Genomic DNA, 22,749 nt, shown 5'->3' with positions numbered 1-22,749 from the left:
GGCGCCGCCTTTCGCCTTATCCGTCATTTTTCAGCGCGTTGCGCTGTTTTGGGCTCATCCCGCCCGGCGGGACGGATTAGCAGCCATAAACCGCTTCCCGCCACCGCCGCGCCTAGCAGCATGGGCCAGGAAAGGGGTTCATTGAACATTAACCCTGCCCAGCAGAAGGTGACGAAGGGGCTGAGAAACAGCAGGCTTGTCACGCGCAGCGCAGAAGTGAGCCTTAGACAAAACCAGTACAGACCGTAGCCGGCCAGCGTCGCCAGTAGCGCGGTCCAAAGCACGCCGATCACAAACCCCGTCGTTACCGTTGGCAGCAGCGGGCCTTCCGCGCCGGCCATGGCGGCGAAAGCCAGCGCGGAAACCGCACTTTGTATCCCCAGAGAGGATGGCAAACTCATTGCTTGCGTCTGCGGCAGCCGTTCCTGCCACAGCGTTGCCAGCGCCAGCGCCAACATCCCCGCCAGCGGCAACAGGTAACTCCACAATGGGGCATCTCCCCATGAGATGGCGCTGCCGGTCGCCAGCGTTACCCCGCTAACCCCCAGGGCTAACCCGGACCAAACGCGGCCATCGGGCAAGCGGCGTTGCAACAGCATGCTCAGCAGCGCGGTGCCGAGCGGGAGCAAATCGGCGATGAGCGCGGCCAACCCGGCCGGCACGCCATATTCGATGCATTTGCTGACGCCGGTCAGGTAACCGGTCATGGCGAGCAACCCAATCCCGGCGTGAACAGCTATCGTCAGCGGAGATGCGCGCCTGATGGCACGCACACTAAGCGGCAGCAACGCGAACGCGACCACCACGCAGCGCCAGAACGCCACCAGCAACACCGGCGCGTAATCGGCGGCGAAGCGGATGCCGACGAAGCCGGAGCTCCAGGCCACGATCAGCAGGACCTCGGCCGCAGCCAGCCAGAGGGCGGCTTTGCCTCGGTGGGAAGAGGGGCGAAATGGTGGCAGGGACATGATGGTCACCTCCTTTCCGCCCGATGGTAGTGAGTGGCTATAATTTAATAAATCGAATAATTTTCGTTCAGTTGTTTAATGGAGTTAAATCATGCGGCCGACATTGGATATCGATCTCTTGCGCACTTTTCACGCTATTGCGCGTTTGGGGCAATTTCGCGCGGCGGCGGCATTTGTCAATCGCAGCCCCGCCGCCGTGAGCGTGCATATCCGGCGCCTGGAACAGGTGGCGGGCGGCCGCTTGCTGGAGCGTGACAATCAGTCCGTGGCGTTGACGCCGCTGGGCAACAAGCTGCTGGCTTCGACGCTCGGGCTGTTGAGCGCCCATGACGATATTCTGCGGGAACTGCGGGGCGCGCCGCTAAGCGGCCATATCAAATTGGGGTTGCCTGATGAGTACGCTTCCCATGTGATACGCCATATTTTGCCGCGGTTTGCCGACAGTTTTCCCGCGGTGGAACTGGAGGTCTCTACCGCTGCCAGTCAGGCGCTGGCGGAACAAGTTGGCCGTAATCGGCTGCATCTCGCGCTGGTGGTTCAACCCTCGGGGAAACCGTGCCAGACACCGCTCGCGGTGACTGCGCCGGTGTGGGCCGGAGGCCGTTCGCTGGCGCTGCAGGCTAACCGGCCACTGCCGCTGGCGTTGCATGCCGCCGATTGCCCTTATCGTGAGGCTATGATCGATGCATTGACCAGGGCGGGAAGGCGTTGGCGAGTGGTTGTGAGCAGCCCTTCGGCCAGCGTGGTGGCGGCTGCCATCGAGGCAGGATTGGCCGTCACGCTGCTCGACCGCGCACGGGTTTCGGCGGCGATGCGGATACTCGACGAATTGCCGTCGGTCACACCACACGAAGTGCAACTGCTCCGTTCTGCCACGGCCGCCAGCCAACCGGCGGTGGCGATGCTGGAAAGCGTCATCGGTGAGTATTTTCAGAGCGGTGAACACATCGTGCCGTAAACGCGGCCAAACCTATGTGGGCCGCTTCACATTCTGCAACCCAAACAGCACAGCCGCATTGCGATCCAAAATGGCATTCACGTCTTCCTCCGGCAAACCCGCTCGCCGGATGTCGTCGACCGTGGTTTGAAACAGTTCGCCCGGCTGGAATGGAAAATCGGTGCCGAACAACAGTTTCTTTATGATGGGCGTCGCCTGGCAAGAGACGAGCCGTTAGCTGGCCAATCACCGTGCCCCGGACTTTTTCGTTGGCTGCAATAACCAGATCTCTCTGGGCATCATCAAGGCCTGCATCGAATATCGGCTGCCGTTGATGCAGGAGGTGTCGCTGTTCAGCATCGATGAGGTTTCACATGCCGAGATCTACGGTTTTCATTTCCCGTGCGTGTCACACGACTTGCAATAGATCGCCTGGCAAGCGTTGAATCTGGCGATCCGTCGTATTGCCGACCCCGAGATCAAGCCGGGCAAGGTGGTGGTGCGAGGAAAACTCGTCGCGTAACGGCATGTCTCTGCCTTGTATGGAGGGGATAAAAGGAGCAGAAGGAGGCCATCCAATAGACCGGTATGTTCGGTGGGCAATAGAACAACACTCCCGCTATTGATGCACGGTTCATTCGTTCATAGAGTTATATGGCTGTATATAAATACAGTAACTCTATGAGGATAATATGATGAATACCTGCCCTGATATCGCTACGTTACGAAACACTCTTCCTGGCGCAGTCGGCGAATTGATCGCCGTGACCGCATACTACGGCGATTGGAATGCCGGCAATCGTCAGCCTCTCGGCGGCGGTATCTTCGTCGCCAAAGCACAATCGACACCAATGGATGATGGCGGGATGTTCATCCGCCCCAACGCCGCTTGGTTGTGGGTGCGCGTCCTGGACGTTGCCGGCACGGTGTCGCCTTATATGTTCGGTGCGAAAGGTGACGGTATTTCAGAAGATGCCGCTGCCATTCAAGCCGCTCACGATTATGCCAGTTCGCAGGCTGTATCCAGCGGTTCACGCGTATTGAAAAACGGGAATCTGCAGTTCGGGAGCGGGCAATTTAAATGTACGGAAACGCTAAAGCTGGATTTGAAAACCGTCGATTACGATTTCTCCGGCGCCTTGCTGGATTTTAGCGCCATGACACAGGGCAACGCCACCGAACGTAAAATCGCGATTCAATGGCAAAACAACGCCGGTTATACCCAGGGCAATCTCAGCGTGAAAAATTTGCGTATGATTGGCCCTGGCGCCAATTCATTTGTCGATGGCATGACGTTTTCTACTTCGCTCTCGGCTAGCTATGGTCGCAATTCGTTGACCTTTATCGGGGGTGGGATCGAAGGTTTTGCCTATGGCATAACCGGCACTACCGATTTCTACTTCCTGCGTATGTATGGCTTTAGTTTCAATCACTGCGACATTTGCTATTACTTCCCCGACAATACTTCCAACTCCGGTGAAGAAATGAATTTCCACAGCTGCATTTTCGCTCAGAGCAATTGCGGTGTGAAATTACAGGGGGGCTACAGCTATTTCTTCAACTGTTCCTTCGATTACATTTATGGTAAAAACGGGCCGCAAACCTCCTCCAGCCATGTCGGAAAGTATATGCATATCGAGGGGGGGCAACATATTTTCCGCGATTGTCACGTTGAAGGCTATGGCCCACAAAATTATATCCTGAACATCCCGGATGCCAAAAGTTGCAAAGTCAACGTTATCGGCGGTCTGTTTACCTTCAAAGCCGGCGGTAGCCCAACGACCTATCCGACAACCTCTAACCCATTCTATGTGGGTGATTTGGCGCGAGTGGTCTTTGATAAGGTCAATATCGGTCAGATGCAACAAGGTGGTGACTCCAACGTCAGTGGTTGGATTGATGGCACGGGCTCTGTCTCTTTGCGTAATACGCAATTGCCTATCGCCTGGCCTTATCTGTTAACTCAGGTGCGAACCGATACCGCCGTACAGGACAATTGGTTGGATGGCACGACGTATAGCAACGGTAGCGACAAATGGACTGAGGAAGTTTGGGTTCTGCCGCCGGGAGGCGTTAATACGGTGCGCAAATCTCGCTACGGGTGGGGGACGACTAACAGCACCAATTTCAGCCTTATTCGCCAGGCCGATTTCGTTTCATTGGGGCGCAACGCGGCCGCTGGTAATGGTGTGTTCCAGGCGGTGCTGGGAACCATCAGCCTGAAAGGTTACGGCAGCGTTATTCACCATGTTCGCGCCAACACTTACGCGGGTGATGGGCAACGCTGCCAGGTCAAAATCCTATGGGCGAAGCTGCGCGAATATGGTCCGCAACAAGACGTGGAACCCCAAATTCTCAAGCAGCAAACCGGTCACGTTTACACCTATCAATTTAGCGGCAATGAATCCGATCTGAAGAGCGTTATCATCCCAGGCCAAATGCAGGGGTATCCTACGCAGCCTCCTGCCTTCGAGCGAGCGCCGGACTGGGCTACGCACGCTTTCTTGCTTATTGACGTCACCGAAATGAAAAGCAACTTTGACCTGCGCATTACGGATGTTTACCTGCGACAGGTCTGACGCAGTTTCCCAACATTGACCGGTTCACGACATGTCGCACATCCCGTTATTACGGGGGATGTGCGACATTGAGGACGCAGCGTTTTGCGCGGCTGTCGCTGGCCTGCGTGAAGCACAACGTGAAAGAACCGTATAAAGCCCACTTGAGCTAACCGAAATCCGGGGCCGGAATGGAGTCTCCTGCCCGTTACTGAATGAGGACGGATCTTCAGTCCGCACCCAGCCCAAACAGCGCAGCCGCATTGCGATCCAAAATGGCGTTCACATCTTCCTCCGGCAATCCCGCGCGCCGGACGTAGTCCACCGTGGTTTGAAACAGTTCGCCCGGCTGGAACGGGAAATCGGTGCCGAACAACAGCCGCTCTGTGCCGAACGTCGCTGCCGCCGCTTGCAACGCGGGCACCTGATCGTGGCCTACCGTGTCGTACCACATGCGCAGGGCGGCGCGGCTCGGGGGTTCCGGCGTATTCGGCGCTTCCCACGCGACGGTTTGGTCGAGGCGTTCCAGTGTCATCGGCAGCAGGCCGCCCAGGTGTGGCACAATGATTTTCATTTCCGCAAAGCGTTGGGGGATGCCGTTGAGGATAAAGTGCATGGCGGCGACCGTGTCTTCGATCGGCGCGCCGATCGACCAGGTTAAAGCGTAATCGGCGATGAGCGGCGAGTGCGCGCCGCGGCCAGCGGGATGAATGGCCAGCACGCTGCGGCGACGGTTGAGTTCCTGATAGAGCGGCTCGAACAGTGGGTTGGCGATAGACAGCCCGAGCACCGAGGTGGTGATACACGCGCCCAGCATGCCGAGCTGGGTCAAGGCTCTGTCCAGCTCGCGTAACGCAGCGTCGATATGCGGCAGCGGCAAGGAAGCGATGGCCCGAAAGCGGGCGGGATAACGCGCTGCCAGCTCCGCATATTCATCGTTGATCCGGCGCGCGGCATCAACGGCCGCCTGCTCGTCTTTCAGGTGCGGCGACAGCGGCGTCGCCGACAAGATTTGCATGTCGATGCCGGCGCTGTCCAGCAGAGCGAAGCGGGCTGCCAGCTCGCGATCGCTGCGGCCGGCGCCCAATTGCCGATAGGCGGCGACTTCGTGCAGGCCATGAGATTGCAAAAGATCCAGATACTCAGTGCTCCACAGGTGAGCGTGAACATCGAGTCGCATCGGTCGATCTCCCGGAGTACGCGGCGATGCCGCTGGTTCAGGAGAGTATAGGCGGGCGGTGCGACAGCCCCTGGAGGGAAGGCATTTTTTCTACCGACGGGAGCGGGCGAGAGCACGCATTGATCCGGGAACGGTGCGCCGCTCCCGGTCAGCTAATGAGGTCAGAACACCTGTTTGAACGGTTTCACCGTCACGTCGGCGTAGACGCCGGCGGCGATATAGGGATCCTGCTGCGCCCAGGCCTGGGCTTCCGCCAGCGAGGCGAATTCGGCGATCACCGTCGAACCGGTAAAGCCGGCGGCACCGGGATCGTTGCTGTCGATGGCCGGGTTAGGGCCGGCGACCACCAGACGGCCGGCGTCGCGCAGCGCCTGCAGGCGCGCCAGGTGTGCCGGGCGCACCGCCAGACGGTTTTCCAGCGAATTGGGGACGTCTTGCGCGTAGATCAGATAAAGCATGTTTCACCTTTAAAATCATGGCTATAAAACGGTGCTACCAAGGTAGCGCAAAAGGCGCGGCAGGGGAACGGCATAGGGCGAATTTCCCGGCGGATTGGCGCTTATGCCTTGAAGCCGCTACTTTTTATTCGTATAGTGCGGCGCGCTTAAACTGATATGCCATTGAGGTGAGGACATGACGGAACTGGTAAGGGAAAAACTCGATTTGCCGGCGGGCAAAAACAAACTGCTGCTGCATTCGTGCTGCGCGCCCTGTTCCGGCGAGGTGATGGAAGCGATTCAGGCCTCCGGGATCGAGTATGCCATTTTCTTCTATAACCCCAACATTCACCCGCAAAAAGAGTATCTGCTGCGTAAAGAAGAGAACATCCGTTTCGCTGAGCAGCACGGGGTGCCGATTATCGATGCCGATTACGACACCGACAACTGGTTCGCCCGCGCCAAGGGGATGGAGAATGAGCCGGAGCGCGGCATTCGTTGCACCATGTGTTTTGATATGCGTTTCGAGCGCACGGCGCTGTATGCGCATGAGCATGGTTACGACACTATCTCCAGCTCGCTGGGCATCTCGCGCTGGAAGAACATGCAGCAGATCACCGACTGCGGCATCCGTGCGGCGGAAAAGTACCCCGATCTGGTGTACTGGGATTACAACTGGCGCAAGAAGGGCGGTTCGTCGCGCATGATAGAGATCAGCAAGCGCGAACGCTTCTATCAGCAGGAATACTGCGGCTGCGTCTATTCGCTGCGCGACACCAACCTGCACCGTAAGGCGCAAGGGCGGCCGCTGATCAAGCTGGGCGTGCTTTACTATGGCGATGAAGAATAACGCTGACTCACCGAAATTAACCCGCTCCGGCGGGTTTTTTACTTTTTGACGCCTGGCCAGACGTTAATAAAGCGTGTCGCCCCGGCGGTAAAAAAGCAACGGCCAGGTTAATATCCTTATGAGTTTGCTGGTTTTCGCCGCGCATACTGACGATTAAAGCGATAGTTTGCCTTTCGTTATTGAATATGATTGCTATTTGCATTTAAACTTGGCGAACCAGAGGAAACAGAATCATTATGCCGCTAAAAAAGATGTTCCTTAATCGCCGTATATCCGTGCCTTTCGTCTTGTCCGTAGGCCTGCACAGCGCCCTGGTGGCGGGATTGCTTTACGCTTCGGTAAAAGAAGTGGTGGAGCTGCCGAAGCCAGAGGACGCGCCGATCAGCGTCATGATGGTCAATACCGCCGCGATGGCCGAACCGCCGCCGCCGGCACCGGCCGAACCGGAGCCGCCGCAGGTCGAACCTGAGCCGGAGCCAGAACCGGAACCTATTGTGGAGCCGCCGCCGAAGGCGATTGTGAAGCCGGAGCCGGTCAAGCCGAAACCGAAACCCAAGCCGAAGCCGAAGGTCGAAAAACCGGTGAAACCGGAGCCGAAAAAAGTCGAGCCGCGCGAACCGTCGCCGTTCAACAACGACTCGCCGGCCAAGCCGATCGACAAAGCGCCGGTGAAACAGGCGCCTGCCGCGCCGGTGCAGGGCAACTCGCGCGAGCTCGGCCCAAGGCCGATCAGCCGCGCCAATCCGCTCTATCCGCCGCGGGCCCAGGCTTTACAGATCGAAGGCAGCGTGCGGGTGCAGTTTGATATCGACAGCGACGGGCGCGTCAGCAACGTGCGTATCTTGTCGGCCGAACCGCGCAACATGTTTGAACGTGAAGTGAAGCAGGCGATGCGCAAATGGCGCTATGAAGCCAAAGAAGCGAAAGATCGCACCGTCACTATCCGCTTCAAGTTGAACGGCACGACCGAATTGAACTGAGTTTGGTCATACCAAAAAGAAAGGGTCGCCTCGGCGACCCTTTTTGCATTTGCAGTGTAGCGTCAGTTTATTCTTCGAAGCCGACGCGGAAATTCATTTTGCCCTCAGGCAGCGCGCGCGAGTTGCCTTCCGCATCGACCGCCACATAGGTGAACACCGCTTCGGTCGCCCGGTAGCGCTGGCCGATCGGGGCGGAAGAGACTTTTTTGACCCACACTTCGATATTGATGGTGATCGAGCTGCGTCCGGTGCGAATGCAGTGCGCATAGCAGCAAACCACGTCGCCTACCGCCACCGGTTTCAGGAAGGTCATGCCGTCTACGCGTACCGTCACTACGCGCCCTTCGGCGATCTCTTTTGCCTGGATAGCGCCGCCGATGTCCATTTGCGACATCAGCCAGCCGCCGAAGATATCACCGTTGGCATTGGTATCGGCCGGCATCGCCAGCGTGCGCAGCACCAGCTCGCCGCTGGGTAAAGGTCGTTGTTGTGTCATAGCAGTCTGCTTTTAAAAGGAGGGAATAACATCATACTGCCCGCGGCAAGCGCCGCAGGCATTAACAATTTTGTAACTATTTTTTCTGTTCTTCCGGCATGTGCCGGTAAATATAGATACCGCTGAGGAGGGTGAAGACCAGCGTCAGCACCGTCAGGCCAAAGACTTTGAAATTGACCCAGACGCTTTGCGGCAGCCAGAAGGCGACATAGATATTCGCCAGGCCGCAGGCCAGGAAGAAGACCGCCCAGGCCAGGTTAAGGTTGCTCCACACTTTGTCCGGCAGCGTCAGCTCTTTACCCAGCATGCGCTGAACCAGCGGTTTTTTGAGCACCCATTGGCTGATCAGCAGCGCCAGCGCGAACAGCGCGTAAATCACCGTGACCTTCCATTTGATGAACAAATCGTTGTGGAACACCAGCGTCAGGGTGCCGAACACCAGCACCATCAGGAAGGTGATCAGCGTCATCTTCTCGACCTTGCGGTATTTCACCCAGGTGAACACCAGCGCCAGCGCGGTGGCGACAATCAATGCGCCGGAAGCGACGTAAATGTCGTACAGCTTGTAAAAAGCGAAAAAGACAATTAGCGGGAGGAAATCAAGAAACTGCTTCATAAATCAATCCATCATCTGTTCATCGGCCGACTATACCGGATTCGGCGAGCTCTGTGTACCGCCGGGCGCTGCCGATTATCGGCGTTTGGCCGGCGGATTTCTGCCGCGAAAGCAGGAATTTGCATAAACTTACGCAAGAAAGCGCGGGCGCATTGCCAGCGCGGGCCGCAGGCCGCATAGTAAGCGTCATAATAACCAGATAATTTACCGCGGAAAACAGCATGCAGTGGAAATCTCTCCAGGCCCTGACGCCTGGTTTGACGCATTTATTGGGCTATCAACGCAGCTGGCTCAAGCCGGATATTCGCGCCGGTCTTTCCGTCGCCGCCGTGGCGTTGCCGGTGGCTATCGCCTACGCAGAGTTGGCCGGGGTCAGCCCGGTGGTGGGGCTCTATTCCTGCGTCTTGCCGATGGTGGCCTATGCGCTGTTCGGCTCGTCACGGCAGCTGATCGTCGGGCCCGATGCCGCCACCTGTGCGGTGATCGCCGCGGTGGTGACGCCGCTGGCGGCGGGCAATATGGAACGCCATTGGCAATTGACCATCATGATGACCGCCATGATGGGCGGTTGGTGCCTGCTGGCCAGCCGGTTCAAGCTGGGGGCGCTGGCGGATCTGCTGTCGCGGCCGATCCTCAGCGGGCTGCTGAACGGGGTGGCGATCACCATTATCGTCGATCAGATTGGCAAGGTGTTGGGGTTTACGATGCGCCCGGCACAGTTGATCGAGCGCATCTACGCGCTGCCCGGTAACCTGCTGCACAGCGACTGGCTGACGATGGCGGTGTCGTTGTTGACGCTGGTGACGCTGCTTGGATTTAAAAAATGGCGGCCTAATTGGCCGGCGCCGCTGTTCGCTATCGTGCTGGCGGCGTTCGTGACCTGGGCGGGCGGCCTGCAGCAGCATGGCGTGGTGACGGTGGGCGGTTTCAGCGGCGTGCTGCCGATCGTCCAGTGGCCGGACTTCCAGCCTGGTTTGCTGCGCGATATGGTGATCCCGGCGCTTAACCTGGCGGTCGTGAGCTTTGTCAGCATGATGCTCACCGCCCGCAGCTTCGCCGCCAAAAACGGTTATGAGGTGAACGCTGACGCTGAGTTTCGCGCGCTGGGACTGGTGAATATCGTCTCTGCGCTGTCGCAAGGTTTCGCCATCAGCGGCGCAGATTCTCGCACCGCGGTGAATGACGCCAACGGCGGCAAGAGCCAGTTGGTGTCGATCATCGCCGCCGCTGTCATCGCCTTTGTCTTGCTGTTCCTGATGGCGCCGCTGCAGTTTATTCCTGTGGCGGGATTGGGTGTGGTGCTGATGTATGCGGCCTGGTCGCTGCTGGACATCCGCGGTATCTGGATCTTGCGCCGTCGCAACGCGCAGGCGTTCCGCTTGGCGCTGTTTACCTTCCTCAGCGTGCTGCTGGTGGGCGTGATCAGCGGCATCGGGCTGGCGGTGTTGCTGGGGCTGATGCAGTTTCTGCGCACCGTCTTCCGGCCGACGGAACAACTGCTGGGCGTCAACGATGAAGGTATGATCCATTCCATGGGCAATAACAATGGGGTGAAGGTGGTACCTGGCGTCATGATGTATCGCTTCAATTCGCCGCTGACCTATTTCAACGTGGCGTATTTCAAACGCCGTATCCTCAATTTGGTCGACGGCACGCCGTTCCAGCCACGTTGGGTGGTGGTGGATGCGGTGGCCAGTTTTACCCATGCCGATATCAGCGTGCTGGCGGCCATCGATGAACTGAAACGCGATCTGTTACAGCGTAACGTAAGGCTGGTGCTGGCGGGGCGTCGCACCGAACTGACGCGTTGGTTCCGCATCAACCGCTTAGGACGCGATAAAGAGTTGATTTTGGTGCCGGATCTGTACCTGGCGCTGAAGCTGATTCAGAGTAAGGAGCAGGCGGAAGCCGCCGTGGTGGGGTAAACAAAAAAGGGGCGCGCCGAAGCGTGCCCCTTGGTTTTTGCTTACGCCGGCGTTAGCCGCGCAGCAGCATATACAGCCGGAACAGGTAGATCAGCAGCAGGGCGGAGACCAGGTTGCTCAACGCGGTCAGCACCACGCTGGCGACGTTCGGCGTCAGCACCGACAGATGGCTCACCAGGAACAGCACCAGCAGCTTAGCCGCCAGCCACAGCATCATCGCCGGCACAATCACGCGCGCATTGGCGAAGGCCAATTTGCTGCTCAGCTTGAGCGAAGCGAACACGCCTTTTTTATCGACGGAGGCGATCACCGGCGCCAGCGCGAAGGCGATAGCCATCAGCACGCCCGGCACCACAAACAGCGTCAGGCCGAGCTGGATCAGCAGGGTGCAGATAAACAGCAGCAGCAGCAGGCGCGGCAAGTCGGGCGCCGAGGCGCCGAGCGCGCGCAGGGCGCTGGTGCGTTGCCCTTGCGACACCAGACGGATCAGCGTCAGCATCCCGCCGACCAGCAGCACGTTGCCGACCAGCGCAGAGAAGGTGGCGGCCGCCGACACTTTCAGCAACACCATCTGCTGTTCCGGCGTCATCTGCTGGATCACTTCCTGAATGCCCATGCCGGTAGACGAGGCGAAATCGCTGGTGGTGGCAGCGAGCGTCGCCAACTGTTCGGCATCAGGGCTGAAGGCCTGATTCAGCAGCACGGAGATAAACGCCGTCAACAGCGCCAGCATCAGGATGCTGGCCAGTTGGTTGCGTAAAAAGTTAAAACTGTCACGGTACAAAGCGTTGGCCGTGATAGGCATGCAGACTCCTTGGCGTCGGGAAAACAGAGATAAATCAGTGGGTGATTGTACCCTGTTCCACGCCGCTGTGGCACCCCGCGAATTGCACTACGCCTATTTCTTCAACGATCGTCGTCTCAGGCAGCGAAAGCGGCAAGGGCACCGGCAACGGCGGCAGGCCGTAGCGTTCGCGGGCGCGATCGCAGGCTTCGTTGCGCAGGCCGTTTTCACCGGACTGATCGAACTCCCTGCACGGGCTGGGCCGATTAAGGTAGATCGAGCAGGAAACGGCTTTACCTATTTCACCGTCCAGCGCGCTGCAGCGGGGGGACTTGCTGTTGGTCCCCTGCATGCAGCGCAGGAACGGGGTCAAAGGCTCTGTTAAGGAAAGGGGAACGGTGCCGCCGCCGTCTTCGGCTTCGGCCCAATAGAATGACACTCGAAAATAACCGCAGCATGCGCCGCAGCTGACACAGGGATTAAGGATTTCGCTCATCTTGATTGCCCACCGACTCCTCACGGCACCAACCAAAACCAACACGGAAAATGAAATTACCTCAGCCGCATTTTTCTCCGCAACAGAAATTTGAACATGTAGATAATTTGCAACAAAATCGATTTTTTGATGCAGATCAATCCTTGATTTATTAGACGGTTAGGTAACCTTGTTTTTAGTGGGATTTTAAATTTTTACACATAAGATGTGATCTCGATGGGATCACAAATACCCGAAAGTAGGTATATTCCCCCTCGAGCGATTAACCACACAAATGGAATGGATAATGAAAAAGACAACTCTGATGGTATTGGCGACGATGATGGCGCCTATGTTGGCAAGTGCGCATCAGGCCGGTGATTTCCTGTTCCGCGCGGGCACCGCGACGGTGCGTCCAAATGCAGGTTCGGACAACGTGCTGGGGTTGGGTTCGCTGGATGCGAAAAACAACACCCAGCTCGGTCTGACCTTCGGTTACATGGTGACGGACAACATCGGCGTTGAGTTGTTGGCCGCAACGCCATTCCGCCACAAGGTTACGCTGGGCGGCACTGATTTGGCGACCGTTCACCAATTGCCGCCTACGCTGATGGCGCAATACTATTTCGGCGACAAGCAGGATAAGCTGCGTCCTTACCTGGGCGTCGGCGTTAACTACACCACTTTCTTTGACGAGAAATTCAACGACTACGGCAAAAGCGCCGGGTTGAGCAACCTCGATCTGAAAGATTCCTGGGGCGTGGCGGCGCAGGCCGGCCTGGATTACAACCTGGATGAGCACTGGATGCTGAACATGTCGGTGTGGTGGATGAACATCGAAACCAAAACTCGCTTCAACGATGCGAACGGTGGGCACCACAGCTTCGATACGCGTCTGGATCCGTGGGTGTTCATGTTCGGGGCGGGTTACCGCTTCTGATGAAGGCCACAAACAGGGAGGCGTTGCGCCTCCCTGTGTCGGTATTATTTAAGTTGCATCACGTTTTCAACGGATTTCACGCCGGCAACGCCGCGAGTGACCTGCACCGCACGATTGGCGTCATCGCTGGACGTCACGAAACCGCTCAGCTGAACGCGCCCTTTAAAGGTTTCCACGCTGATCTCACGTGACTTGATGTTTTTATCCGCCAGCAGTGCCGATTTCACTTTGGTGGTGATCACCGTGTCATCGATATAACCGCCCGTTCCCTCAGATTTCGCCGTCGGCGCGCAAGCGCTCACCGCGACCGCCACAACGGCGGCCATGCACAAGGCCGAAAGGGTTTTAAAAAGCTTCATAAATTACTCTCCATGCAATGTTATGGTTTAAACTCGTACGGTTTTTCGCCGCAGCGAGCGCATTCCCCAAATCAAACGAAGAAATGCATAGCGAACAAAGTTCATTGTGAGACAAGACCTGCGTTTGTTCAAATTTTTGCTGTAAATAAATGGAACAAACTTTGAGGGGAAACAAGCTGTTAAAGCGAGCGCCGGCGGGGCGCTCGCTGGAGAGGATCACGCCCGGGTGGCGCGCTTCATATTGCTGACGAAGGCCGCCAGCCTGGTCAGCATCTCCGCCGGGTTGGCATGGTGCTGTTCGATGATTTTGACGATGGCCGAGCCGGAGATCGCGCCGGCGGCCCCGGCCTGCAGCGCGGCCTTCACCTGCTCGGGCTCGGAGATGCCAAAGCCCTGCAGCGGCGGCGCGGCGTGATACTCGCGCAGCTTGTTCACCAGGTGATGCAGCGGCAGCTGCGCCCGGCTTTCGGTGCCGGTGACGCCGGCGCGCGACAGCAGGTAGGTATAGCCGCGGCCGTGCGAAGCGATTTCGCGCAGCAGATCGTCATCGGCGTTCGGCGGGCAGATGAAGATGGGTGCGATACCGTGACGAGCGGCGGCGGCGCGGAACGGCGCAGACTCTTCAAACGGCACGTCGGCGACCAGCACCGAATCCACGCCCACTTCGGCGCAGCGTTGGTAAAACGCATCGATGCCTTTATGGAACACCAGATTAGCGTACATCAGCAGGCCGATGGGAATGGTCGGGTGCTTCTGGCGGATGGCCGCCAGCATCTCGAAGCACTGGGTTGGCGTGACGCCGGCGGCGAAAGCGCGCAGCGTCGCGCTCTGGATGGTTGGGCCATCCGCCAGCGGATCGGAGAAGGGGATGCCCAGCTCCAGCGCGTCCGCGCCGGCTTCGATCAGGGTGTCGATAATCTGCAGCGACAGCGTCGGATTAGGATCGCCCAGCGTCACGAACGGGACGAAGGCGCCTTCCTTGTTGCTTTCCAGGCGTTTGAACAGTTGCTGATAACGTTCCATCAGATTTCTCCCCGTGCTTTCAAAATGTCGTGAACGGTAAATATGTCTTTGTCGCCGCGGCCGGACAGGTTGACCACCAGGATCTGTTCCTTCTGCGGCGTTTCACGGATCATTTTCAGCGCGTGCGCCAGGGCGTGTGAGGATTCCAGCGCCGGGATGATGCCTTCGTGGCGCGACAGCGCCTTGAACGCTTCCAGCGCTTCGTCGTCGGTGATCGACACGTATTCGGCGCGGCCGATACTGTTCAGGAAGGCGTGCTGCGGCCCGACGGACGGGAAGTCCAACCCGGCGGAGATTGAATAGGATTCTTCAATCTGGCCTTCGGCGGTCTGCATCATCGGCGCTTTCATGCCGAAGTAGATGCCGACGTGGCCATGCTTGAGCGGCGCGCCGTGCTGACCGGTTTCGATGCCCAGGCCGGCGGGTTCCACGCCGATCAGACCCACTTCGGCGTCATCGATAAAATCGGCGAACATGCCGATGGCGTTGGAGCCGCCGCCGACGCAGGCGATGACGGCATCCGGCAGGCGGCCTTCGCGCTCCAGCACCTGCGCTTTGGTTTCTTCGCCGATCATGCGCTGGAATTCACGCACGATGGTGGGGTACGGGTGCGGGCCTGCGGCGGTGCCGAGCATATAGTGGGCGGTTTCATAGCTGCCGGACCAGTCGCGCAGCGCTTCGTTGCAGGCGTCTTTCAGCGTAGCGGAGCCGCTGTGCACCGGGATCACTTCCGCGCCCATCAGCCGCATGCGGAAGACGTTCGGCGACTGGCGCTCAACGTCTTTGGCGCCCATATAGATGCGGCATTTCAGGCCGAGCAGCGCGCAGGCCAGCGCCGACGCGACGCCGTGTTGGCCAGCGCCGGTTTCCGCGATGATCTCGGTTTTGCCCATGCGCTTGGCCAGCAAGGCCTGACCCAGCACCTGGTTGGTCTTGTGTGCGCCGCCGTGCAGCAGGTCTTCACGCTTCAGATAAAGCTTGGTGTTGCTGCCGGCAGTGAGGTTTTTGCACAGCGTCAGCGCCGTCGGGCGGCCCGCGTAGTTCTTCAACAGATCGATAAATTCCGCCTGAAACGCCGGATCGCGCTGGGCGCTGACAAAGGCTTCTTCCAGTTGTTTCAGGGCCGGCATCAGAATTTGCGGCACGTATTGGCCACCAAATTCGCCGAAGTAGGGGTTAAGCAGCGTCATGAGAGTTCCCGTTATTATCCGTTATTAATATAGAGCCGTATTCAGTAGGCGCGCAGGGTCTGGAAGACCGAGGCCAGGCGCGCGGGATCTTTGATGCCCGGTTCGCTTTCCACGCCGGAGTTGAAGTCCAGCCCGGCGCAGCCGAGCTTGGCCGCTTCGACGCAGTTGTCGGCGCGCAGGCCGCCCGCCAGCATCACGTTGGTCAGATCTTCGCCTTGCAATACCGACCAGTCGAAGCGTTGGCCGGTGCCGCCGGCGCCGTTGTCGAGCAGGTAGCGATCGACATGCTGCAGATCGCGCGCCGGCACCCGATCTTTCACGCTCAGCGCTTTCCAGATGCGGCAATCGGCCGGCAAACGGGCGCGCAGGGCGCTGATATAGGCCTGGTCCTCCGCGCCGTGCAGTTGCACCGCATGCAGCCCGAGGCGCTCAACGGTCAACGCCACGGTATCGAGCTGGGCGTCGCAGAACACGCCGACATACTTCAGCGGCGCGCCGGAGATCACTTCGCGGGCGCGGGTGATGTCCACATAGCGCGGCGAACGGCCGACGAAGATTAGCCCGCCGTAGATGGCGCCGGCCTGATAGGCGGCGGCGGCGTCCTGCGGACGGGTCAGGCCGCACACTTTGTTGTCGCCGAGGATCACGCGGCGCACGGCGGCGCGCAGATCGGGTTCCGACATCAGCGCGCTGCCGATCAGGAAGCCGTTGGCGTAATGGCTCAGTTCGCGGATCTGCCCATAGCTGTTGATGCCTGACTCGCTGATCACCGTCACGCCATGCGGCACGCGCGGCGCCAGCTGGCGGGTGCGGTTCAGATCGATGCTCAGATCGCGCAGATCGCGGTTGTTGATGCCGACCACGCGCGCTTCCAGCGCGATCGCGCGCTGCAGTTCTTCTTCACTGATCACTTCGGTCAGCACGCCCATATTCAGGCTGTGGGCTACCGCCGCCAGTTGGCGATACTGGTCGTCGGTCAACACCGACAGCATCAGCAGGACGGCATCGGCCTGATAATAGCGCGCCAGGTAAATCTGATACGGATCGATGATAAAGTCTTTGCACAACACCGGTTGGCTGACGGCTTTACTGACCAGCGGCAGGAAATCGAAGCTGCCCTGGAAGTATTTCTCGTCGGTCAGCACCGAGATCGCCGAGGCGAAATCTTTATACACCGTGGCGATCTCTACCGGATCAAAGTTCTCGCGAATCAGCCCTTTGGAAGGCGAGGCCTTCTTGCATTCGAGAATGAAAGCCGTCCGGGTGCCCTGCAGCGCGTGATAGAAACTGCGTTCACTCGGCACGATGTCGTTCTGAAAGCCGGCCAGGGGCTGTTGCTGTTGTCGCGCCGCGATCCATTGCGCTTTGTCGCGGACAATCTTGTGTAGCACGGTTTCCTGCATCATTTATCCTCTTGCCGCCAGTGCGATGACACGCTCATAGGCCTGCCCGCTGTTGATCATATCCAGTGCCTGCCGCGCATTTTGGCGCAGGTCTTCATGTCCGAATAACTTCAGAAGCAACGCGACGTTGGCCGCGACCGCCGCGGCGTGCGCCGGCTCGCCTTTACCTTGTAACAGCCGCGCCAAAATGTCACGGTTTTCTTCCGGCGTACCGCCCAGCAAGGCTTCCAGCGGATAGGTTTCCAATCCGAAGGACTGCGGCGTGAGCTGGTAGCTGCTGATTTCGCCGTTGTTCAATTCCGCCACGTGCGTCGGGGCGTGGATCGCCACCTCGTCCATGCCGCCGCCGTGAACCACCGCCGCACGCTGATAACCCAGCACGCGCAGGGTTTCGGCAATCGGCAGCACCAGTTCCGGGCTGTAAACGCCGATCAGCGCCAGCGGCGGGCGCGCCGGGTTGATCAGCGGGCCCAGCACGTTGAACAGCGTGCGGGTTTTCAGCTGCTGGCGCACCGGCATGGCGTGACGAAAACCAGTGTGGTACTGCGGCGCGAACAGGAAGCACACGCCAAGATCGTCCAACGCCTTGCGCGCTTCTTCCGCCGGCAGATCCAGACGGATACCGAACGCCGCCAGCAGATCCGAAGAGCCGGAACGGCTGGAAACGCTGCGGTTGCCGTGTTTGGCGATCTTCGCGCCGCACGCCGCCGCCACGAAGGCGCTGGCGGTGGAAATATTGATGCTGTTGGTGCCGTCGCCGCCGGTGCCGACGATATCGGCGAACAGATAGTCAGGGCGCGGGAACGGCTGAGCGTCGTCCAGCAGCGCTTTGGCGGCGCCGGCGATCTCTTCCGGGCGCTCGCCGCGGACTTTCATGCTGATCAACGCCGCCGCCAGTTGGCTCGGCTCCAGCTCGCCGCGCACGATGGCGCTGAACAGCTGTTGGCTTTCCTGCTGGCTCATCGACTCGGCGCGGTACAGTTTCTCAAGAATAGGTTGCATCGTCGTGTTCCTTATATTACTTCGCCAGCGCCCAGGCCAGGGTCTGCTCAAGCAGGCGCGCGCCGTGGGTGGTCAGAATCGATTCCGGGTGGAACTGGAAGCCGCACACGCGGCGGCGGTCGTCGCGCACCGCCATCACCATTTCGCCGAAACGGGCGTTGACGGTGAGATCGGCCGGGATATTGCTGCCGACCAGCGAGTGGTAGCGCGCCACTGGCAGCGGATTGGCCATGCCGGCGAACATGCCTTCGCCATCGTGAGCGATCGCCGAGGCTTTGCCGTGCAGGATCTCGCCCGCCTGGCCGACCTGGCCGCCATAGGCTTCGACGATCGCCTGGTGGCCGAGGCAGATGCCGATGATCGGCAGTTGGCCGCGCAGACGCTGCAGCAGTTCCGGCATGCAGCCCGCTTCGGAAGGGGCGCCAGGGCCGGGCGACAGCATCAGCACCGGCTGGGTCATGTGCTCCAGGCGTTCGATGATCACCTCGGCGGCGATCTGGTTACGGTAAATCACCACCTGGTGGCCGCTGGCGCGCAGCTGATCGACCAGGTTGTAGGTAAAGGAGTCGACGTTGTCGAGCAGCAGGATATCGGCCATCAGAACACCTCCTTGGCATGGTGCGCAGTGGCGATGGCGCGCAGCACTGCACGGGCTTTATTACGGGTTTCGTCGGCTTCCGCCTGCGGGACGGAATCCAGCACCACGCCGGCGCCGGCCTGCACGGTGGCGATGCCATCTTCAACGTAGGCGGAGCGAATGACGATGCAGGTATCCAGATCGCCGGTGGCGGTGAAGTAGCCCACTGCGCCGCCGTAGCTGCCGCGGCGCGTGCCTTCGGAGGCGGCGATCAGCTGCATCGCCCGCACTTTCGGCGCGCCGCTGAGGGTGCCCATGTTCATGCAGGCCTGGTAGGCGTGCAGCACGTCGAGATCGGCGCGCAGGGTGCCCACCACGCGGGAAACCAGGTGCATGACGAATGAATAGCGATCCACTTTGGTCAGGTCGGCCACGTAGCGGCTGCCGGCCTGGCAGATGCGCGCCAGATCGTTGCGCGCCAGATCGACCAGCATCAAGTGCTCGGCCAGCTCTTTGTGGTCGGTGCGCATTTCCAGCTCGATGCGGCTGTCGAGATCCAAATCCAGCGACCCATCGGCGCGGCGGCCGCGTGGGCGAGTGCCGGCGATCGGGTAGATTTCGATTTGGCGATTGCCCGCGTCGTATTTCAGCGCGCTCTCCGGCGAAGCGCCGAACAGGGTGAAGTCATCATCCTGCATGAAGAACATGTACGGGCTGGGGTTGTTGTCTTTCAACGTTTGGTAGGCCGCCAGCGGCGCCGGGCACGGCAGGGTGAAGCGGCGCGACGGCACCACCTGGAAAATCTCGCCCTGGCGGATCGCTTCCTGCAGCTCGCTGACCACCGCGCCGTACTCTTCGTCACTCTGGTTACAGCTCAGCTGCATGTTTTCCAGCGTTTGGTGCGGGATTGGCTGCGGGGTTTGTTGCAACTCGGTCTGCAGCTGTTCCAGACGCTGCTGCAGGCGCTGTGTCTCGCTCGCTTGTTCGCTGAAAACGCTGGCCTGCAGGCGGGCCGAGCCGCGCTGGTGATCGAGCACCAGCAGAGTTTCCGCCAGATAGAAGCAGAAGTCCGGGCAGCGTTGATCCTGGCGCAGCGCCGGCAGGTTTTCAAAACCGGCGACCAAATCATAGGCGAACAGGCCGCCCAGCATCACGGCTTCGCGCTCGTCCGCCGGGGAGTCCACCAGCGTCAGCAGCGTGCGCAGTGCGTCGAACACCGACAGGGAGCGCAGGCGCGCGTCTTCGTCCTGCACCTCGTCGATCGCCGGGAAGGTCAGTTCGCGGCCGTTGGGGCGCGCCTGATTGCGCACCTCGGGCGGCAGCGCTTCGTCCAGCAGCGGCAGCAGCGCCGCGCCGTTGGCGGTCAACGCCTGCACGCTGACGGTGTGGCCCAGTGCGGTAATGCGCAGCGCGCTGTCGATGACCAGCAGGCTCTGCAGATTCTGTTTGCTGTTGATTTCCGCCGACTCCAGCAGCAGGGTGGCCGGCCGCGCGCCGCACAGCTGGTGGAAAAGGGTGGTGGGATCGCCCCGGTAGCTGGCTTGCGCCTTCAGCAATGTCAGTTGTGGTTTGGTGTTCATCATCGGTGGTTCCAGTGAATTCTGTCCATAAAAAAGCCCGCATCAGGTGCGGGCTCAGGAAATCTGCATTGTCAGATGACAGCTATGCGCGATTACACCGCCCGCAAGAGGGAGGTACGCCACCAACCGTGAAGAGAAATGTATGTGTTCATTTGCAGACTCTCTTTGTTAACTCTCATCCGACACGGCCGTTGCCGTGAACTTGTGTACTAGTTAACTGGTTCGCGAAGGCAAAGTCAACCCTCTTTTTGCACAATGTTTTAGCGATCAGCGTGAATTCTATTCATCGTCTGCCTGGCGCAGAATAGATTTCCGTCCGGCCGCCGATCGCGGGTATGATAGAAAGCCAAGCCATTGCCGGATAGCCGTTTTGACAGACAGTAACCCCCCATCCACCGCTTTTACTCTGTACGATCTCCACAGCCACACGACCGCCTCCGACGGCTATCTGACGCCGACGCAGCTGGTGCTGCGGGCGGTAGAGATGCGCGTGGGTGTGCTGGCGATCACCGATCACGACACCACCGCAGGCTTGGCTGAGGCCGCCGCCGCTATTGCGGAGCAGGCGTTGCCGCTGCGGCTGGTCAACGGGGTGGAAATCTCGACGCTGTGGGAAAACCATGAAATTCATATCGTTGGGTTGGGCATGGACGTCGCGCACCCGGCGCTGGTGGCGCTATTGGCGGAACAAACCGAACGTCGCAACCGGCGGGCGCAGGAGATCGGCGCGCGTCTGGGTAAAGCGCGCATTCCCGACGCCTATGCCGGCGCCCAGCGGTTGGCGGGGGCCGGTGCGGTGACCCGCGGCCATTTCGCCCGTTACCTGGTGGAGATTGGCGTGGCGGACAACATGGCGCAGGTGTTCAAGAAATATCTGGCCAAAGGCAAAACCGGCTACGTGCCGCCGCAGTGGTGTACAATAGAACAAGCCATTGATGCGATTCATCAATCGGGCGGCCAGGCGGTGATAGCGCATCCCGGCCGTTACGATCTGACCGCGAAGTGGTTGAAACGTTTGCTGGCGCATTTCGCCGAACACGGCGGCGACGCCATGGAAGTGGCGCAGTGTCAGCAGGCGCCGCATGAGCGCTCGCAGTTGGCGAAATACGCCCAGGACTACCGCCTGTTGGCCTCGCAAGGATCTGATTTTCATCAGCCTTGTTCGTGGATCGAACTGGGCCGCAAACTGTGGCTGCCGGGCGGGGTCGAGCCGGTGTGGCGCGATTGGCCGCAGCCTGGCGAGGCGGTCTGATTTTTCGCGCGTGGCAACGCGCGCGGGCATCATTTTAGGAGCAAGTCATGAGTCAGCTTTTTTATATTCACCCGGACAACCCACAGCCGCGTTTGATTAACCAGGCGGTTGAGGTGCTGCGCAAGGGCGGGGTGATCGTTTATCCCACCGATTCCGGCTACGCGCTGGGCTGTATGCTGGAAGAAAAGGCGGCGATGGAACGCATTTGCCGCATCCGTCAGTTGGACGGCAACCACAATTTCACCCTGATGTGCCGCGATCTGTCCGAGTTGTCGACTTATGCGCACGTCGATAATACGGCGTTCCGCCTGATTAAAAACAATACGCCGGGCAACTACACCTTCATTCTGAAAGCGACCAAAGAAGTGCCGCGCCGCCTGATGAATGAAAAGCGCAAAACCATCGGCCTGCGTGTGCCGTCGAACCCGATCGCATTGGCGCTGCTGGAGGCGCTGAACGAACCGATGATGTCCACCACCCTGATGCTGCCGGGCAATGATTTTGCCGAGTCCGATCCGGAAGAGATCAACGATCATTTGGGCAAGGTGGTCGATCTGGTGATCCACGGCGGCTTCCTTGGCCAACAGCCGACCACGGTGATCGATCTGACCGAATCCTCGCCGGAAGTGGTGCGTGAGGGGGCGGGCGACGCGGCGCCTTTCCGTTGATGTCAATTGTTGCCACCTTGCCCATTGTCTGAAAATCGGCTGAAGCGACGCTATTTCGCGTGAAAGCCGCTATTCTTGAAGACTTCAGAATTGATAATGGGCAGGATGCGCAGCAATGATTAAACAGGTTTCTTTTTTAGCGGCCTTATTATTTTCCTCAATGGCAAATGCGGGGTTTTATTCGGGCAGTGGTCTGCTGGCGGAATCCAGCGGTTACGTAAAAAATAAAAGCGGTGAAGCCACCGTGGCCGAAGCGCTGAATGGCGGCATGTTCATGGGATACGTCGCCGGCGTATTCGATACTTATTCCATGCAGGGCAACCGCAATATCTGCCCGGAAGCCGGGATGAGCATCGGCGTAGCCGCCGACGCGGTGATGCAGTATTTGAACGAGCATCCTGAGCAACTGCATTATTCCGCACCGTCGGTGATCATGCTGGCGTTAAGTGCCGCCTATCCCTGCGTGCGCCATTAAGTTCCCATTCCAATTAGTGCGCATTTTTTCATAAGGTGCGCCCAGGGGGCTTTCCGCACGAACTTCAATAGATC

At 59.3% G+C, this 22,749-nt stretch carries 22 protein-coding genes, 2 pseudogenes and 1 other annotated feature; of the genes and pseudogenes, 10 read left to right on the top strand and 14 right to left on the bottom strand.

Annotated features, from left to right (window positions below; all coding sequences use genetic code 11):
* Positions 1 to 23 precede the first annotated feature (23 nt).
* Complete coding sequence (locus tag GT753_RS09340; protein ID WP_160125548.1) at positions 24 to 968, bottom strand: DMT family transporter; 945 nt, start codon at positions 966 to 968, stop codon at positions 24 to 26.
* 91 nt (positions 969 to 1,059) lie between these two features.
* Here GT753_RS09340 and GT753_RS09335 point away from each other — a divergent pair, with 91 nt between their 5' ends.
* Positions 1,060 to 1,926 (top strand): LysR substrate-binding domain-containing protein, encoded by an 867-nt coding sequence (locus GT753_RS09335; RefSeq protein ID WP_160125547.1) that lies wholly within the window; start codon positions 1,060 to 1,062, stop codon positions 1,924 to 1,926.
* Positions 1,927 to 1,938: 12 nt separating this feature from the next.
* Here the strand turns inward: GT753_RS09335 and GT753_RS09330 are convergent, their stop codons facing one another.
* Complete coding sequence (locus tag GT753_RS09330; protein WP_230857990.1) at positions 1,939 to 2,097, bottom strand: amidohydrolase family protein; 159 nt, start codon at positions 2,095 to 2,097, stop codon at positions 1,939 to 1,941.
* A gap of 7 nt (positions 2,098 to 2,104) precedes the next feature.
* Between GT753_RS09330 and GT753_RS25830 the strand changes: the two are divergent.
* Together GT753_RS25830 and GT753_RS09325 are read left to right on the top strand one after the other, a co-directional pair.
* Positions 2,105 to 2,428 (top strand): annotated as a pseudogene (locus tag GT753_RS25830) (substrate-binding domain-containing protein); the annotation flags it as partial.
* Between the two features lie 169 nt (positions 2,429 to 2,597).
* Entirely contained in the window at positions 2,598 to 4,484 is a 1,887-nt protein-coding gene (locus GT753_RS09325; protein ID WP_160125546.1) for a hypothetical protein, read from the top strand.
* 208 nt (positions 4,485 to 4,692) lie between these two features.
* Here GT753_RS09325 and GT753_RS09320 read toward each other — a convergent pair whose 3' ends face one another.
* Positions 4,693 to 5,643, bottom strand: coding sequence for an amidohydrolase family protein (locus GT753_RS09320; RefSeq protein WP_049242970.1), 951 nt, complete (start codon positions 5,641 to 5,643; stop codon positions 4,693 to 4,695).
* 161 nt (positions 5,644 to 5,804) lie between these two features.
* A complete protein-coding gene (locus GT753_RS09315) occupies positions 5,805 to 6,101 on the bottom strand; it encodes a YciI family protein (protein ID WP_004932096.1) in 297 nt (98 codons plus the stop codon).
* 175 nt (positions 6,102 to 6,276) lie between these two features.
* On the opposite strand from GT753_RS09315, the gene GT753_RS09310 reads away from it, so the two are divergent.
* Positions 6,277 to 6,930: an epoxyqueuosine reductase QueH gene (locus tag GT753_RS09310; RefSeq protein WP_015378073.1), complete on the top strand. Its 654-nt coding sequence runs from the start codon at positions 6,277 to 6,279 to the stop codon at positions 6,928 to 6,930.
* 236 nt (positions 6,931 to 7,166) lie between these two features.
* Entirely contained in the window at positions 7,167 to 7,910 is a 744-nt protein-coding gene (tonB, locus tag GT753_RS09305) for a TonB system transport protein TonB (RefSeq protein ID WP_021503828.1), read from the top strand.
* 67 nt (positions 7,911 to 7,977) lie between these two features.
* On the opposite strand, the gene yciA is transcribed toward tonB, so the two are convergent.
* Together yciA and GT753_RS09295 are read right to left on the bottom strand one after the other, a co-directional pair.
* Positions 7,978 to 8,406, bottom strand: coding sequence for an acyl-CoA thioester hydrolase YciA (gene yciA / locus GT753_RS09300; RefSeq protein ID WP_004932085.1), 429 nt, complete (start codon positions 8,404 to 8,406; stop codon positions 7,978 to 7,980).
* Between the two features lie 76 nt (positions 8,407 to 8,482).
* Positions 8,483 to 9,022: a septation protein A gene (locus GT753_RS09295; protein WP_004932082.1), complete on the bottom strand. Its 540-nt coding sequence runs from the start codon at positions 9,020 to 9,022 to the stop codon at positions 8,483 to 8,485.
* A 221-nt stretch (positions 9,023 to 9,243) separates the two neighbouring features.
* Here GT753_RS09295 and GT753_RS09290 point away from each other — a divergent pair, with 221 nt between their 5' ends.
* The gene (locus GT753_RS09290) at positions 9,244 to 10,947 is read left to right on the top strand and encodes a SulP family inorganic anion transporter (RefSeq protein WP_160125545.1); all 1,704 of its coding nucleotides are present in this window, start codon (positions 9,244 to 9,246) and stop codon (positions 10,945 to 10,947) included.
* Between the two features lie 52 nt (positions 10,948 to 10,999).
* Here the strand turns inward: GT753_RS09290 and GT753_RS09285 are convergent, their stop codons facing one another.
* Together GT753_RS09285 and GT753_RS09280 are read right to left on the bottom strand one after the other, a co-directional pair.
* Entirely contained in the window at positions 11,000 to 11,752 is a 753-nt protein-coding gene (locus GT753_RS09285) for a YciC family protein (RefSeq protein ID WP_004932079.1), read from the bottom strand.
* Between the two features lie 34 nt (positions 11,753 to 11,786).
* Positions 11,787 to 12,227, bottom strand: a complete 441-nt coding sequence (locus GT753_RS09280; RefSeq protein ID WP_031299680.1) for a YkgJ family cysteine cluster protein — start codon at positions 12,225 to 12,227, stop codon at positions 11,787 to 11,789.
* A gap of 286 nt (positions 12,228 to 12,513) precedes the next feature.
* Between GT753_RS09280 and ompW the strand changes: the two genes are divergently transcribed.
* Positions 12,514 to 13,146, top strand: coding sequence for an outer membrane protein OmpW (ompW, locus tag GT753_RS09275; protein WP_004932076.1), 633 nt, complete (start codon positions 12,514 to 12,516; stop codon positions 13,144 to 13,146).
* A gap of 44 nt (positions 13,147 to 13,190) precedes the next feature.
* Here ompW and GT753_RS09270 read toward each other — a convergent pair whose 3' ends face one another.
* The 6 genes and pseudogenes from GT753_RS09270 to GT753_RS09240 all read right to left on the bottom strand — a co-directional run bounded on the left by GT753_RS09270 (position 13,191) and on the right by GT753_RS09240 (position 20,283).
* Positions 13,191 to 13,505 carry a BON domain-containing protein gene (locus GT753_RS09270; RefSeq protein WP_004932073.1) on the bottom strand — a complete coding sequence of 105 codons (315 nt, stop codon included), beginning with the start codon at positions 13,503 to 13,505 and terminating at the stop codon, positions 13,191 to 13,193.
* A gap of 216 nt (positions 13,506 to 13,721) precedes the next feature.
* On the bottom strand, positions 13,722 to 14,528 hold the full coding sequence (trpA, locus tag GT753_RS09265; RefSeq protein ID WP_048323769.1) for a tryptophan synthase subunit alpha: 807 nt from the start codon (positions 14,526 to 14,528) through the stop codon (positions 13,722 to 13,724).
* Positions 14,528 to 15,718 (bottom strand): tryptophan synthase subunit beta, encoded by a 1,191-nt coding sequence (trpB, locus tag GT753_RS09260; RefSeq protein WP_015378068.1) that lies wholly within the window; start codon positions 15,716 to 15,718, stop codon positions 14,528 to 14,530. Before trpB ends, trpA begins: the two co-directional genes overlap by 1 nt.
* 41 nt (positions 15,719 to 15,759) lie before the next feature.
* On the bottom strand, positions 15,760 to 17,121 hold the full coding sequence (trpCF, locus tag GT753_RS09255) for a bifunctional indole-3-glycerol-phosphate synthase TrpC/phosphoribosylanthranilate isomerase TrpF (protein WP_174242138.1): 1,362 nt from the start codon (positions 17,119 to 17,121) through the stop codon (positions 15,760 to 15,762).
* A gap of 3 nt (positions 17,122 to 17,124) precedes the next feature.
* Positions 17,125 to 18,721, bottom strand: a pseudogene (gene trpD, locus GT753_RS25825) (bifunctional anthranilate synthase glutamate amidotransferase component TrpG/anthranilate phosphoribosyltransferase TrpD).
* Positions 18,721 to 20,283 (bottom strand): anthranilate synthase component 1, encoded by a 1,563-nt coding sequence (locus GT753_RS09240; protein ID WP_160125543.1) that lies wholly within the window; start codon positions 20,281 to 20,283, stop codon positions 18,721 to 18,723. Before GT753_RS09240 ends, trpD begins: the two are co-directional and overlap by 1 nt.
* 24 nt (positions 20,284 to 20,307) lie before the next feature.
* Positions 20,308 to 20,411 (bottom strand) — a sequence feature (Trp leader region).
* Between the two features lie 239 nt (positions 20,412 to 20,650).
* On the opposite strand from GT753_RS09240, the gene GT753_RS09235 reads away from it, so the two are divergent.
* The 3 genes from GT753_RS09235 (at position 20,651) to GT753_RS09225 (ending at position 22,675) form a co-directional block, all read left to right on the top strand.
* A complete protein-coding gene (locus GT753_RS09235) occupies positions 20,651 to 21,532 on the top strand; it encodes a PHP domain-containing protein (RefSeq protein ID WP_015378064.1) in 882 nt (293 codons plus the stop codon).
* Between the two features lie 47 nt (positions 21,533 to 21,579).
* The gene (locus GT753_RS09230) at positions 21,580 to 22,200 is read left to right on the top strand and encodes an L-threonylcarbamoyladenylate synthase (RefSeq protein ID WP_004932058.1); all 621 of its coding nucleotides are present in this window, start codon (positions 21,580 to 21,582) and stop codon (positions 22,198 to 22,200) included.
* 115 nt (positions 22,201 to 22,315) lie between these two features.
* Positions 22,316 to 22,675 (top strand): Rap1a/Tai family immunity protein, encoded by a 360-nt coding sequence (locus GT753_RS09225; protein WP_004932057.1) that lies wholly within the window; start codon positions 22,316 to 22,318, stop codon positions 22,673 to 22,675.
* Positions 22,676 to 22,749 lie beyond the last annotated feature (74 nt).

It is taken from the genome of Serratia sp. Z4 (genome assembly GCF_009900725.1).
GTDB classification, from domain to species: domain Bacteria; phylum Pseudomonadota; class Gammaproteobacteria; order Enterobacterales; family Enterobacteriaceae; genus Serratia; species Serratia nematodiphila.
This window is presented reverse-complemented; position numbering and strand designations above follow the sequence as displayed.

Excerpts from the sequence above, each read along its gene's own strand:
- GT753_RS09285 (WP_004932079.1), bottom strand. The coding sequence starts at position 11,752 with ATGCCTATCACGGCCAACGCTTTGTACCGTGACAGTTTTAACTTTTTA.
- yciA (WP_004932085.1), bottom strand. The coding sequence starts at position 8,406 with ATGACACAACAACGACCTTTACCCAGCGGCGAGCTGGTGCTGCGCACG.
- GT753_RS09310 (WP_015378073.1), top strand. The coding sequence starts at position 6,277 with ATGACGGAACTGGTAAGGGAAAAACTCGATTTGCCGGCGGGCAAAAAC.
- GT753_RS09225 (WP_004932057.1), top strand. The coding sequence starts at position 22,316 with ATGATTAAACAGGTTTCTTTTTTAGCGGCCTTATTATTTTCCTCAATG.
- GT753_RS09320 (WP_049242970.1), bottom strand. The coding sequence starts at position 5,643 with ATGCGACTCGATGTTCACGCTCACCTGTGGAGCACTGAGTATCTGGAT.
- GT753_RS09315 (WP_004932096.1), bottom strand. The coding sequence starts at position 6,101 with ATGCTTTATCTGATCTACGCGCAAGACGTCCCCAATTCGCTGGAAAAC.
- GT753_RS09340 (WP_160125548.1), bottom strand. The coding sequence starts at position 968 with ATGTCCCTGCCACCATTTCGCCCCTCTTCCCACCGAGGCAAAGCCGCC.
- GT753_RS09270 (WP_004932073.1), bottom strand. The coding sequence starts at position 13,505 with ATGAAGCTTTTTAAAACCCTTTCGGCCTTGTGCATGGCCGCCGTTGTG.
- GT753_RS09230 (WP_004932058.1), top strand. The coding sequence starts at position 21,580 with ATGAGTCAGCTTTTTTATATTCACCCGGACAACCCACAGCCGCGTTTG.
- tonB (WP_021503828.1), top strand. The coding sequence starts at position 7,167 with ATGCCGCTAAAAAAGATGTTCCTTAATCGCCGTATATCCGTGCCTTTC.
- GT753_RS09240 (WP_160125543.1), bottom strand. The coding sequence starts at position 20,283 with ATGATGAACACCAAACCACAACTGACATTGCTGAAGGCGCAAGCCAGC.
- trpB (WP_015378068.1), bottom strand. The coding sequence starts at position 15,718 with ATGACGCTGCTTAACCCCTACTTCGGCGAATTTGGTGGCCAATACGTG.
- trpA (WP_048323769.1), bottom strand. The coding sequence starts at position 14,528 with ATGGAACGTTATCAGCAACTGTTCAAACGCCTGGAAAGCAACAAGGAA.
- GT753_RS09290 (WP_160125545.1), top strand. The coding sequence starts at position 9,244 with ATGCAGTGGAAATCTCTCCAGGCCCTGACGCCTGGTTTGACGCATTTA.
- GT753_RS09280 (WP_031299680.1), bottom strand. The coding sequence starts at position 12,227 with ATGAGCGAAATCCTTAATCCCTGTGTCAGCTGCGGCGCATGCTGCGGT.
- GT753_RS09335 (WP_160125547.1), top strand. The coding sequence starts at position 1,060 with ATGCGGCCGACATTGGATATCGATCTCTTGCGCACTTTTCACGCTATT.
- ompW (WP_004932076.1), top strand. The coding sequence starts at position 12,514 with ATGAAAAAGACAACTCTGATGGTATTGGCGACGATGATGGCGCCTATG.
- trpCF (WP_174242138.1), bottom strand. The coding sequence starts at position 17,121 with ATGCAGGAAACCGTGCTACACAAGATTGTCCGCGACAAAGCGCAATGG.
- GT753_RS09295 (WP_004932082.1), bottom strand. The coding sequence starts at position 9,022 with ATGAAGCAGTTTCTTGATTTCCTCCCGCTAATTGTCTTTTTCGCTTTT.
- GT753_RS09325 (WP_160125546.1), top strand. The coding sequence starts at position 2,598 with ATGATGAATACCTGCCCTGATATCGCTACGTTACGAAACACTCTTCCT.